The organism is Chryseobacterium sp. RR2-3-20 (genome assembly GCF_017808115.1).
GTDB lineage: Bacteria > Bacteroidota > Bacteroidia > Flavobacteriales > Weeksellaceae > Chryseobacterium > Chryseobacterium oryzae.
The window spans coordinates 26,357-39,466 of the sequence record NZ_JADQBD010000014.1 but is presented as its reverse complement, the minus strand read 5'-3'; the positions used below and the strand labels follow the sequence as shown (position 1 = coordinate 39,466).

The following is a 13,110-nucleotide window of genomic DNA, read 5'->3' as shown; positions in this document are numbered from 1 at the left end:
TTCATACAGATAACGGTTTTATTATTAATTTTAAACAAAATTAAATCTTATGAAAAGAACTTTACTTTCTGCTTTTGTATTAATATTTTCTACATCAGCATTTGCTCAGTATTGGGGCACACAGAATTCCGGATTCAGTACGGCATCCAGAGGAATTTCAGGATTAGAAGTTTTTGATTCTAATGTTGTTTGGGCTTTTGCTTATGATGGAGGATCTGCGAATCCCCCTAATGTTCAGGAATTTACTAAAACATCTAATGGTGGTACTACTTGGACTGCGGGTAGTATTAATGTTGGAAACCCTGCATTTACCATTACAAATATCTCTGGCGTAAGTGCCACTACAGCATGGGTTGGTGCATTATTGTCTACTTCAAACGATGGTATAGGAGCTGTTTATAAAACAACAAATGGCGGAGTAACTTGGACGGCTCAACAACCTTTTTCAACAGCTGGAGAATCTTTTTTGAATTTTGTACATGCTTTTGATGCTAATAATGTAATTGCCGGAGGAGATCCTGAAAATGGAGAATTTGAACTTTATACTTCTTCTAATGGAGGAACTTCTTGGACTAGAGTTGCTTCAGCAAACATTCCAAACCCGCTAGGCTCGGAATACGGATACAATGCGGGATATTATGCCGTAGGAAATAATATATTCTTTTATACTAATCAGGGTAGAGTTTATAAGTCTACCGATAAAGGTTTAACATGGAATGTAGCATTTACAGGATCTTCTTATGGATTAACAGATTTTGGAGGATCTGGCGTAAATGGTGATATGGCTTGGAGTGATGCTAACAGAGGTATTGTGATGAAGAAAACATTTACAGGAACAGGAAGCTCTGCTACACCAACTGGATTGGAAATTTACAGAACTACTGATGGTGGAACTACTTGGTCTTCAGTAACCTTTACGGGTATTAATGCTTCAAATAAAATAAATGACATAACATATATTCCAGGAACAAATTTTTTGGTTGCAACAAGTACATCGGGAGGATCGTGGAAGAGTTTAGATAATGGTACAACTTGGGCATCTCTTGATACCGGCGTGCAACATTTGGCTGTAAGATGTTCCGATGTGAATACATGTTTCTCAGGAGGTTTCAATACTTCTTCTACCGCGGGCGGAATGTTTAAGTCGACACAAAACCTTGGTGTTGCAGATGTTAAAAAAACTAAAAATTCTATAAATGCTTATCCTAATCCAACAAAAGATTTTGTTAGTATTAAAACAGACAAAAAAATAGTATCTTCTTCATTATTAGATCTTTCAGGAAAAGTAGTTTCTAAAGGAGATTTCTCTGGTAAAGCAGATTTAAGGTCTTTAGAAAAAGGTATTTACCTTCTTAAAGTAGAGTTTGTGGATGGTACTTCCGCAATAGAAAAAATTATTAAAGAATAATCTTATCATTTAAAACAAATAAACCCACTGCGAAGGTGGGTTTTTTGTTTTATTTTTGCAAAAAATTCTCTTGTGTCATTTAAATCTAAACTGATTTCTTTTTTTAAAATTGTTTTTCCTTCAACTCTAGCAGAATTGCTATTGTTTGCTTTTTTTATAACTGTGTATGGTATTTTGGGGACTTATCTGGCTCAGCATTACAGAATAATCTTTGATGCAAGAATTCCTTGGGATGCTTACTTTAGTTTCGACAATAAAGCTATTGTAATGACCGGCGGAAGTTTTGAAAGACATCCTCTTTCTTACTATTTCTTTAACTGGGTTAGAGAATTGGCATTTTGGGTTTCCAATGGTAAAACAGGTGTGGGTTTCAGGCTTACATTAGCTTGGCTGAGTAATCTTACCATCAGCTTAAGTCTGATTCAAATTTTTAAATACCTAAAAAATATTGTAGAACTTCCGCTTTGGTTAAGTCTGTTAATTGTCTTGTTTTTCAGTGTGTTTTCCACAAATATTCTATTATCCTTTACTCCGGAAACTTATACGTACACATTTTTCCTTTTAATACTTTATAATTATTATACAGCTATTCAGATTAAAAAAGATAAAAAAATAGCTGGTTCTGCTATGGTTTTGGCAGGTGTTTCGATTGGCGGACTTACGGTAACCAATATTGTAAAAGTTTTTATCCCAGTTTTATTTGAGAAAGATATATTTAAAAGCTGGAAAAAATTCGGTAATGCAGTGATAAGAGTGGTAACTACAATTGTTGTTTTCGTTTTACTGTATTTGTGTCGAATAGATTTTAAGTATCAGAATATTCTTTCCAAATCTGGTGAGCAATATGAGAAATTTTCTAATGTGAAGTCGGTTCCGGTCTGGGATATGATTGTTTCATATTTTTTTGGAGGAAATATTTTGTTTCCTGCTTTTTTCATTCGTGAAAAACATAATATGAAAGGATTTTATTACCAGGCTTTATTCATGGATGTGTATACAACTTTTTTTCAGTATGCTTTTATAGTTATATTAATTGGGTTAGTATTATGGAGTTATGGTAAGAATTTTAAAAACAAATTGGTTCAGATTCTTATGCTTTCCTTTTTAGTAGACATTTTAATTCACTGTGTTTTGAGGTTTGGACTTCATACCTCGTATATTTATGGTGGGCATTTTGTCTTTGTATTTCCTCTTTTATTAGGCTGGCTTTTCTATTCTTATAAAAACTCTCCCAAAATACTTTCTTTTTTAACCGCTGTTGTGGGAGTAATGCTTGTGTTTATTATTGAAAACAATTACATCAGAATGTATGAATTTTTCGATTTTATCAATCAATTTTACAGATAAAAAAACCGGGAAATAATTCCCGGCAATGTGTTATTGTTTTAAAGAAATATTATTTTGCTTCTGCACAGAAAACCCTGTATTGTACGGCAGTAGCAGATTTGAAGTATTCTTTTATTTTTGAAAGATCTCCCGATGCACTTTGTTTGTTGAAATAACTTCCGGCAAGTATTTTATAATTTGGTCTAAGTGAAGCATCTGTTTCCACCTTTATATTGGGAAATCTTTTTCTGAAATATGTTTTAATTTCATTAGCTTCGTCATTACTTTTTACAGTTGTTATCTGTATTTTATAACCTAAAATTCTAGGATTTCTTCTGCAAATTTCGGCATTGGTCAGTTCTCGGCTCGGAACAAAGACTTTTGCGGGCTTTGTAAAGGTTTCTTCATCCGAAGTTTTAGAAACTGTAGAATTATTGCATTTATTTTCAAGTGCAGAAATTGCATCATTTACCTTAGTATCCATAGTTAAGGTAAGAGCAGTTCCGGATAGAGTGTCTTTCTTTACAACTTGTTGTGCATCAACAGTGTAAAAGCCGGTGAAAGATAAAAAAGCAAATATTTTTATTAAATTTTTCATTTAAAGTTGTTTCAGCAAATTTAGGATAATTATAAAAACCCCACAAACGCTACTATTTAGAATAGTTATAAATTAAACTTAAATGACATTTTACCTTTTGTTAAGGTCGTTAAATTCTTCTTAAAAATATTATTTTTGCGGAATTGATTACATACTCAATATTTACTAACATAAGATAATTTAAATGATTAGTTGGAGAAAGCATTATAAAAAAGGGCTGGTTGCAATAGGATTATTGCTGTCAACAAGTGCTTCAATTTACGGGCAAGCCGGCGATCCTAAAAACGGCGAAAAACTTTTCAAGGCAAATTGTACAGCGTGTCACGCACTAGACAAACAGGTTGTAGGACCCGCATTGAAAGGTGTTGTTGATAGATTGAAAAAAGATCAAGGGCTTGATACAGATTGGCTTCATAAGTGGATTAAAGACAATGTAGCTTTAAGAGCTTCTGGCGACAAGTATGCCAATGAAGTTTTCGAAAAGCACAACAAAACTGTGATGCAGCAATTTCCAAATCTTTCGGATAAGGATATTGATGATATTTTAGAGTACACAACTAATCCGCCTGCTCCGGTAACAGATAAAGCTGCAGATGCTACCAAAGCAGGTGCAGATACAGCGCAGGTTCCAGCAAGTAATAATACCACTTCTAATGTTGCTATTATTTCGCTTTTGGCAATTGCTGGTCTTTTGGTTTGGATTTTAATCAAGTTAAGACAGCTTGTAAAATTAGGTCAGTCTGAAGAATTATCAGTGCTTAATGAAACAAGAGTAAAATCTTTCAGCGAAATCTATGCAAAATATCACTACGTTGGTAAAGGGCTATTAGCAATTTTGGCGATTTTGGCAACTTATGGTATTTGGAACTGGATAATGTGGATCGGTGTTTACAAAGGATATAAACCAGAGCAGCCAATTTATTTCTCTCACAAAATTCACGCTGGTGAACAGAAAATCGACTGTCAGCTTTGTCACTCAAGTGCTAAATACGGTAAAGTATCCGAAATTCCTTCTATGAATGTTTGTATGAACTGTCACAGAACAATTTCAGAATACAACGGTAAATACCTTGAGCCAGGAAAAGATAAAGCATTCTATGATGGTGAAATCCAGAAGATTTACGCTGCAACAGGTTGGGATCCTGCAAAGCAACAATATACAGGTAAAACAACTCCTGTAGAATGGACGAGAATTCACAATATGCCGGATTTCGTTTACTTTAATCACTCTCAACACGTTATTGCTGGTGAACAGGCGATTATCAATTCATTCAACAAGAAAAATCCTGACAACAAAATTGACGTAGTTTGTAAAGCTTGTCACGGAAAAATCGATACCATGAATGTTGTACAAATGGCGAACGACTTTACGATGGGATGGTGTATCGAATGTCACAGAACGACAGAAATCGATATGAACAACGGTTATAATAAAGAATACTTCAAAAATCTACACGAAAAGCTTAAAAAGCAATACCCTAAAGATGGCGGTAAGATTACTGTAGATGCAATTGGAGGTCTTGAATGTGGTAAATGTCATTATTAATAACTAAAAAATTAGAAGTATAAATGGCTTCAAACAAAATACAATTTAGAAGTATTCACGAACTTAAAGATCCGGCTTTAAATAATAAGCTGGCTCAGAAAGAGTTCCAAGAAGAAATTCCGGTAGAAGATTTCTTAGAAGGTGCTCAGAAGAACGAATCTGGAACGTCAAGAAGAGATTTCTTGAAACTGTTAGGATTTTCTACAGCAGCAGTTACACTTGCTGCCTGTGAAGCACCGGTAATCAAAACGATTCCTTACGTGGTAAAACCACACGAAATTATTCCGGGTATTCCTAATTATTACGCTTCAACTTATTTTGATGGATTCGATTTTGCAAGTGTTTTAGTAAAAACACGTGAAGGAAGACCTATTAAAATTGAACCCAATCCTGTTGCGGGAGATTTAGGTAAAACAAATGCAAGAGCTCAGGCAAGTGTACTTTCTCTTTATGATAATGATAAAGTAAAACAACCTAAGCTAGACGGTAAAGATGAAACTTTTGATAAAGTAGACGATTTTGTTATCAAAGGTCTTAATGAAGCTCAGGCTTCAGGAAAAAAGATTGTTTTGCTGTCGCATTCTTTTGCTTCACCAACATTCAAAAAATTATTTTCTGAATTTAAAGCAAAATATCCTACTGCCGAACTGGTAACTTACGATGCTTTTCCATATTCTGCAGGTTTAGATGCAGCACAGGAAGTATTTGGTACAAGAGCATTACCAGTATATGATTTTAAAGGAACAGAATTAGTTGTTTCTTTCCAGGCAGACTTTTTAGGAGATTATAATGCATCAGGTTTAGAATCATCTTATGCTGCGGCTAGAACTCCAGGAGCAAATATGTTAAGACACGTTCAGGTTGAATCTAATATGTCTTTAACAGGAGCTAATGCAGACGAGAGAATCAGACTGAAACCAAGCTTGGTTAACAAAACTTTGGTGGAAGTTTACAATGCAGTTGTAGGAGGAGGTTCTTCAGATAAAGTTGCTTCAGGTATTGCAAAAGAACTTCAGGCGAAAGGTAGCAAAGCTGTCGTTTTTGCAGACGGTTCTAAAGCGGCTCAGGTTTTAGCACATTTAATCAACCAAAAATTAGGTTCTGTTGCTTTCACTGGTAAAGCAAACTTCCTAAAAGAATTTGACAAAGCAAGATTCCAGGAATTTTTAGGATGGGTAAATGCAGGTCAGGTTGGTGTTTTAATCACAAACAATGTAGATCCAATCTATTCTTACAATAAAGGAAACGATTTCAAAAAATCTTTAGAAAAAGTTCCTTATGTAATTGCGGTTACTGATAAAAAGAACGAAATGTATAAAGCAGCGAAAGCTGTAATACCAGTAGCTAACTGGCTAGAGTCTTGGGGAGATTTAGAACCTCAGACTGGTGTTTATACATTAATGCAGCCAACAATTCAGAAAATCTATAAATCTAGACAGATTGAAGAATCTTTATTGGTTTGGAAAAACGGTAAAAACAATGCTGCTAATAATTATTATGATTATTTAAAAGCGAATGCTGCATCTATCCTTGGTGGTACTTCTTTTAATAAAGCATTATATAATGGTTTTGTAAACTCTGCTAATGCAACTTCTTTAGCGTATACAGGAGGAAATGCAAATCAGGCGATTGCAGAATTAGGAAACTTTAAAGCTTCAGATTTAGAATTAGTTTTATATACAAAGACTTCAATGGGAGACGGAACTCAGGCAAACAATCCATGGTTGCAGGAATTACCGGATCCATTAACAAGAATGTCTTGGGATAACTATTTAACTATTTCTCCAAAAGACGCTGAAAGATTAGGTATTGAGAACGATTTGAATGCAAGAATGCAGTTAGATGGTTCTGTAGTGAATCTTACAGTAAATGGGGTTAAAGTTGAAAATGTTCCGGTATTTATTCAGCCAGGTCAAGCAGACGGATCTGTTGGTCTTGCAGTAGGTTATGGTAAAAAAGATTCTGGTGCTACAGCTGATACAGGAGTAAATGCTTATCCATTATACGATGGATCTAACTTAGCGGTTTCTAATGTTTCCATTGAGAAAACAGGTGAAGATCATGAGTTTGCTGGAATTCAGCTTCAAAATACTTTAATGGGTCGTTATGATATTGCTAAAGAAGTTCCTTTGGCTGAATTTATTAACGTACCTTTCGATGATGAGCATAAAGGTTGGAATAAACCATTGGAATATCACACCATAAGTGGTGCACTTCCAGCGGGTAAAATAGACCTTTGGGATGCTTTTGATGACACAGACGGTCCTCACTTCAATTTATCTATAGATTTGAACTCGTGTACTGGTTGTGGAGCATGTATCATTGCTTGTCAGGCAGAAAACAACGTTCCAGTTGTAGGAAAAGAAGAAATGAGAATGTCTAGAGATATGTATTGGTTAAGAATCGACCGTTACTATTCTTCTAAACAGAAAGTTGATGTTTATGACGGATTGAAAGAAGGAATGGCTGTTCCGGAACTTTACGGAAGCAGAGTTTTAGGTATTGAAGGAGCTTTAGAAAATCCTGCAGAAAATCCTGATGTTATCTTCCAACCGGTGATGTGTCAGCACTGTAACCACGCTCCGTGTGAAACTGTTTGTCCGGTTGCGGCAACTTCTCATGGTAAGCAAGGACAAAACCACATGGCTTACAACAGATGTATCGGTACAAGATATTGTGCGAACAACTGTCCATATAAAGTTAGACGTTTCAACTGGTTTACATATAACTTGAATGACAAGTTCGATTTCAACATGAATAACGATCTTGGAAGAATGGTTCTTAATCCTGATGTTGTTGTAAGAACAAGAGGGGTTATGGAGAAATGTTCTATGTGTATCCAAATGACTCAGAATACCATACTTGAAGCTAAGAAAGAAGGTAGAAAAGTGGTAGACGGTGAATTCCAAACAGCTTGTTCTAAGGCTTGTTCTACAGGTTCTATGAAGTTTGGAGATATGAATGATAAAGGATCTGAAGTTAGAAAACTATATTCTGATAACAGAAGATATTATTTACTTGAAGAGATCGGAACAAAACCAAATGTGTTCTATCATACTAAAGTAAGAAACAGAGTAGAAAAATAAAGTTTAAATAATAAATAGGTAAAAAATGTCAGGACATTACGAAGCTCCGATAAGGGAACCTCTGATTATTGGTCACAAAACTTATCACGATATCACAGAAGATATTGCACGACCTATCGAAGAAAGAGCAGGTAAATTATGGTGGATTTCACTATATGCAGCCTTGGTTCTGTTCATCTACGGATTTGGCTGTATCGCTTACACTATCGGGACAGGTATTGGAGCATGGGGGCTTAACAGAACTATTAACTGGGGTTGGGATATTACCAACTTTGTATGGTGGGTAGGTATTGGTCACGCCGGTACACTAATCTCAGCGGTATTATTATTATTTAGACAAAGATGGAGAATGTCGGTAAACCGTTCTGCAGAAGCGATGACAATCTTCGCTGTTGTACAGGCGGCTATCTTCCCGGTAATTCACATGGGTAGAGTTTGGGTAGGTTATTGGGTATTCCCTTTACCGAACCAGTTCGGTTCTCTTTGGGGGAACTTTAACTCTCCTCTACTTTGGGACGTATTTGCAATCTCTACTTATTTCTCTGTATCTACAGTATTCTGGTTCATGGGATTAATTCCTGACTTTGCAATGATTAGAGATAGAGCAAAAACACCTTGGACTAAGAAAATTTATACTTTCCTTGCATTTGGATGGGGTGGTAAAGCAAAACACTGGCAAAGATTCGAAGAACTTTCTTTGGTTCTTGCAGGTTTGGCAACACCGCTTGTATTCTCAGTACACACTACCGTATCTTTTGACTTCGCAACTTCAGTAATTAAAGGATGGCACTCTACCATTTATCCTCCTTACTTCGTAGCGGGAGCTATCTTCTCAGGATTCGCAATGGTACAGACTCTATTATTGGTTGCAAGAAAAGTTTGTCACCTTGAGGATTATATTACAATGTATCATATCGAGATTATGAATATCGTAATCATCTTAACAGGTGGTATGGTAACAGTTGCTTATGCAACAGAATATTTCATCGGATGGTATTCAGGTTCTAGATATGAAGACTTTACTTACCTTTCTCCTGGTGCAGCTGTTGGACCTTACTGGTGGGCATTCTGGTCTTTAATTATCTGTAACCTTGTTATCCCGGCTTCATTCTGGTTCAAGAGATTGAGAACAAATATTATCTGGACATTCATTGTTGCATTAATCATTAACATTGGTATGTGGTTTGAGCGTTTCGATATCATCGTAATTAACCTTTCTAGAGATTATTTACCAGGATCTTGGACTATGTTTAAGCCAACAATTATTGATGTGGGTGTATATCTAGGAACAATAGGATTTTTCTCTGTATTATTCCTATTATATGCAAGAACATTCCCTGTAATTGCACAGGCTGAATTGAAATCAATTTTGAAAATCTCAGGTGAAACTTATAAAGCAAAAGAAGGAGATGAGCACCACTAAAATTGTATACGGACTTTATGCTGATGACGACGATTTAATGAACGGCGTTAAAGCATTCAACGATAAAGGAATCGCAATCAACGAAGTTTATACTCCGTTTCCGGTTCACGGACTAGACAAAGCTTTAGGCTTAAAGAAAACAAGAATTTCTGATGCTGCTTTTATTTATGCTTTATATGGTGTGAGTATTGGTGCTGTAGTTACTTGGTATGTAATGAACCACGACTGGGCTCAGAATATTGGTGGTAAACCAGCTTTCGACTGGGCACACAATATGCCTGCATTTGTGGTTCCAATGTTTGAATTGATGGTTTTCTGTGCAGCACACATGATGTCTTTAACTTTCTTGGTTAGAAACAAAATGTATCCTGGTGCTCCAGCACAAAACCCAGATCCTAGAACAACGGATGATAAATTTTTAATGGAATTTGTTACCAATGATGTAGAATCTGTGAAACAGTTACTTATTGAAACAGGAGTAGAAGAAATAACCGTTAAAGATGCTTAAAATGAAGAAAAATATTTTAAAAATTACAGCGGTTTTAGGTTTAACTACAGTTTTACTTAATTCTTGCGGACCAAAAGAAAACGCACCTCTTGTTTATTTTCCAGATATGTATTTCCCTGTAGCTTACGATCCTTTAATGAAAGCTCAAGATGCATACTCTGATCATGAAAATGAAATTCCTGCGTTTGTAAGAAATAATGGTGCTACTGGTCTTTCTCCTGTAGAAGGTTCAGTTGCTCAAAATAAAGATGGCGTATTTGAAGAAGGTAAACTTCCAAAAACACCAGATGAATATAATGCAGGATATGATGCATCAAAAGCAATTACCACTTCTCCGCTAAATCCTGCGAATGCTGCAAAAGATTTGGAAAGAGGAAAAATACTTTTCGATCATACTTGTGCTGCATGCCACGGAACTGGTGGTGACGGGCAAGGAACAATTGTACAAAGTGGAGCATATTCTGGTGTACCAAACTACGCAGATAGAGATATTACTGTAGGATCTGTACATTATGTATTAACAAACGGTAGAAATGCAATGGGATCTTATGCTGGTCAATTAAATGCTGGCGATAGATGGAGAGTTGCAATGTATGTAATGAATACATTCAAAAAAGCATCTGCTCCTGCTGCTACAACTGCTGCTCCGGATGAGAAGAAAGAAACTACCGAAACTAAAAAATAAGAAAAGAAATGTATAGTTTTTCACCAAAATTAAAATCAGCTTCTATAATACTTCTTGTTGTAGGTTTAGTTCTTTTTGCTGTTGGTTTCTTTATGAACAAAGGGATGTCAACAGAAAAAATTGAGCACATGATGGAGGCATTACATGCTTCAGGTCATACTGCTCCTACACATTCAAGCGAAATGGTGGGTCCGCAGGATCATGAAGCACATCTTAAACATGCTGAATTGCAGGTTCATAATTCACCATTAGCATCTATTCACTTTGTAGCCGTATTCTTTTTCGGAGTTAGCTGCTGTGTATTGTTTTTCTATTGTATTCAGCACGCTGCACACGCAGGTTGGCCAATTATTATCACTAGAGTAATGGAAGCTATTGCTTCTTACATCCCTTGGGGTGGTGCTATTTTGATTATTATTATGATTCTTAATATCACGCATAATGGTCATCTTTTCCATTGGATGGATCCTGAATTAACTAGAGAAGGTTCGCCGGAATTTGATGTAATCTTGTTCGAAAAGAAAAGATTCTTGAATATTCCTTTCTACGCAGTAAGAACAATTATCTACGTTGTTGGAGCTTCGTTCTTCGCTTGGAAACTTAAGGCCATGTCTAAAAAAGTAGACGAAACAAAGTCTAGAGTAGATTACCAATATCTTTACAGATGGGCAGTAGGATATATTGCATTCTTCGGATTTGCTTCTGCAGCTTGGGCATGGGATTGGTTAATGTCTATTGACCCTCACTGGTATTCTACAATGTATATCTGGTACTCAATGGTTAGTTGCCTTTCTAGTGGAATTGCTGTTATTATTTTACTAAGTGTATTCTTGAAAAAAAATGGTTTCTTACCACAATTCAACGATAATCACTTACACGATTTAGGCGTATTCCTTTTTGCAACAAGTATGCTTTGGACATATACATGGTTCGCACAGTTTATGTTGTACTGGTATGCAAACGTTCCGGAAGAAGTTAATTACTTCTTCGGAAGATTCGAACACTATTCTTCTACTTTCTTACCAATGCTTATTGTAAACTTCGTATTGCCATTATTGGTATTAGTAAGCAGCAGCATCAAGAGAAATTACAAAGTAGTAACAACAATGGCTGTAATAGTTATTTGTGGACACATTTTAGACTACTTTAATATGGTAATGCCAGGAACGGTTGGTCCTTACTGGAAGACACCTGAAGTTCTATTGCTGGTATTAGGTTCTATATTATTTGTAGCGGGATTATTTATGTTTACTGTGCTTTCTGCATTAGCTAAATTAAAATTAATTCCTACAGGTAACCCTTACCTACACGAATCTGAAATTTACGAGTATCCTTTCTAATTTAAGGATTACTAATATTAAAAGAGACTGATTTATTGAAATCAGTCTCTTTTTTTTGAATAATTTATAAGTTTAATTTTTTAAACAGGCAACCTTTTTATAATTTGGGAGTCTTTTAAGTGTATAACTTATTATCTTAATTCAATTAAAACTAAACTATGAAAAAGACCTATTTACTCAATTTTCTATTTCTGATATTTTTTAGCTTATTCAATTCACAAAATATCAGATTTGTATCTGAAAAAACAGGTTTACCATTATCTAAAGTGGTTGTTTTTGGAAAGGATGGAAATATTCTTGCAACTTCCGATATTGATGGTAAAATAGATCAGTCTGCTATTAAACAAGATCAGGAAGATTTTCAATTGATATATGATAATTTTCCGTTAGCAAAACTTTCATTCAACGAGATCAACAAAGATATTGTTAAGCTTAATGATAAAGTAAAAGAGATTGAAGCTGTTGTAATTAAAAACAACAAACCGGCGAAATATATTTTTCTTAAAGGGAATTTTAATGCTTATGTAACGGTTAACGGAAAGCTAAATTGCTACATTGATGGAATTGCCACTTATGTTTTTGATAATAAAACTAAAAAGCTTAAAAGTAAAAATATAGAACAGTATAGATTATTTACACTTCAAAATCCCACGGAAGATCATAAACAGACAAGTCAATTCGATTATAATGCTTTTCTTAATCTACCCGAACTTAAAAATGCAGGCAATATAGAAGATTTTAGAATTGGAAATGCAAATATTAAAGAAATTAAAGGAACATCCAAAGACGAGATTGAAATAAGCGGAAGTGCTTTGCAGGAAAAAGAACTTGCTTTATTCGGTTATAGATTATACGATATCAGTGCTGTTATAGATCACTCATATGAAAAAGCATCTCAAAAAACCTTAAGAGACTTTTTGGAATCGGCTGAAATAGGATATATTAAACTGAAACATAAATCTGAACCGGAATATAACCAACTCATTTCTTACAGAAATTTTTATGTTACAGAAATAGATTTCAGCAACGAGAATGATGTGGAAGGAAAAATAAGACTCAATAAAAATTATAGTAATTATTCTACAAATTACTGGCAAGAATCATCATTTCCAAATATGCAGTCCGTATTTTCATCATTTTTTAAAGAAGATTTGAAGGAAAAAGAAAACAAAAAATAAAAAAACGGTATT

General features: G+C 35.0%; 10 protein-coding genes. 9 read left to right on the top strand and 1 reads right to left on the bottom strand.

Annotation, left to right across the window (positions count from 1 at the left end; all coding sequences use genetic code 11):
- Positions 1-49 precede the first annotated feature (49 nt).
- Both IV513_RS05545 and IV513_RS05540 read left to right on the top strand, forming a co-directional pair.
- Entirely contained in the window at positions 50-1,408 is a 1,359-nt protein-coding gene (locus IV513_RS05545; protein ID WP_209389621.1) for a T9SS type A sorting domain-containing protein, read from the top strand.
- A 72-nt stretch (positions 1,409-1,480) separates the two neighbouring features.
- Entirely contained in the window at positions 1,481-2,755 is a 1,275-nt protein-coding gene (locus IV513_RS05540) for a DUF6080 domain-containing protein (protein ID WP_209389620.1), read from the top strand.
- A gap of 49 nt (positions 2,756-2,804) precedes the next feature.
- Here the strand turns inward: IV513_RS05540 and IV513_RS05535 are convergent, their stop codons facing one another.
- Positions 2,805-3,332: an SPOR domain-containing protein gene (locus IV513_RS05535; RefSeq protein ID WP_209389618.1), complete on the bottom strand. Its 528-nt coding sequence runs from the start codon at positions 3,330-3,332 to the stop codon at positions 2,805-2,807.
- A 184-nt stretch (positions 3,333-3,516) separates the two neighbouring features.
- Between IV513_RS05535 and IV513_RS05530 the strand changes: the two genes are divergently transcribed.
- The 7 genes from IV513_RS05530 (at position 3,517) to IV513_RS05500 (ending at position 13,098) form a co-directional block, all read left to right on the top strand.
- Positions 3,517-4,878, top strand: coding sequence for a c-type cytochrome (locus IV513_RS05530; protein WP_209389616.1), 1,362 nt, complete (start codon positions 3,517-3,519; stop codon positions 4,876-4,878).
- Between the two features lie 23 nt (positions 4,879-4,901).
- Positions 4,902-7,964 (top strand): TAT-variant-translocated molybdopterin oxidoreductase, encoded by a 3,063-nt coding sequence (locus IV513_RS05525; protein ID WP_209389614.1) that lies wholly within the window; start codon positions 4,902-4,904, stop codon positions 7,962-7,964.
- 25 nt (positions 7,965-7,989) lie between these two features.
- On the top strand, positions 7,990-9,387 hold the full coding sequence (nrfD, locus tag IV513_RS05520) for an NrfD/PsrC family molybdoenzyme membrane anchor subunit (RefSeq protein WP_209389606.1): 1,398 nt from the start codon (positions 7,990-7,992) through the stop codon (positions 9,385-9,387).
- Positions 9,374-9,895, top strand: a complete 522-nt coding sequence (locus tag IV513_RS05515) for a DUF3341 domain-containing protein (RefSeq protein ID WP_209389595.1) — start codon at positions 9,374-9,376, stop codon at positions 9,893-9,895. Before nrfD ends, IV513_RS05515 begins: the two co-directional genes overlap by 14 nt.
- Positions 9,888-10,580 (top strand): cytochrome c, encoded by a 693-nt coding sequence (locus IV513_RS05510; RefSeq protein ID WP_209389593.1) that lies wholly within the window; start codon positions 9,888-9,890, stop codon positions 10,578-10,580. The genes IV513_RS05515 and IV513_RS05510 overlap by 8 nt, the downstream gene beginning before the upstream one ends.
- 8 nt (positions 10,581-10,588) lie before the next feature.
- Positions 10,589-11,920: a quinol:cytochrome C oxidoreductase gene (locus tag IV513_RS05505; protein WP_209389591.1), complete on the top strand. Its 1,332-nt coding sequence runs from the start codon at positions 10,589-10,591 to the stop codon at positions 11,918-11,920.
- 158 nt (positions 11,921-12,078) lie between these two features.
- Complete coding sequence (locus IV513_RS05500) at positions 12,079-13,098, top strand: hypothetical protein (protein ID WP_209389590.1); 1,020 nt, start codon at positions 12,079-12,081, stop codon at positions 13,096-13,098.
- The last annotated feature ends 12 nt before the right edge of the window (positions 13,099-13,110 follow it).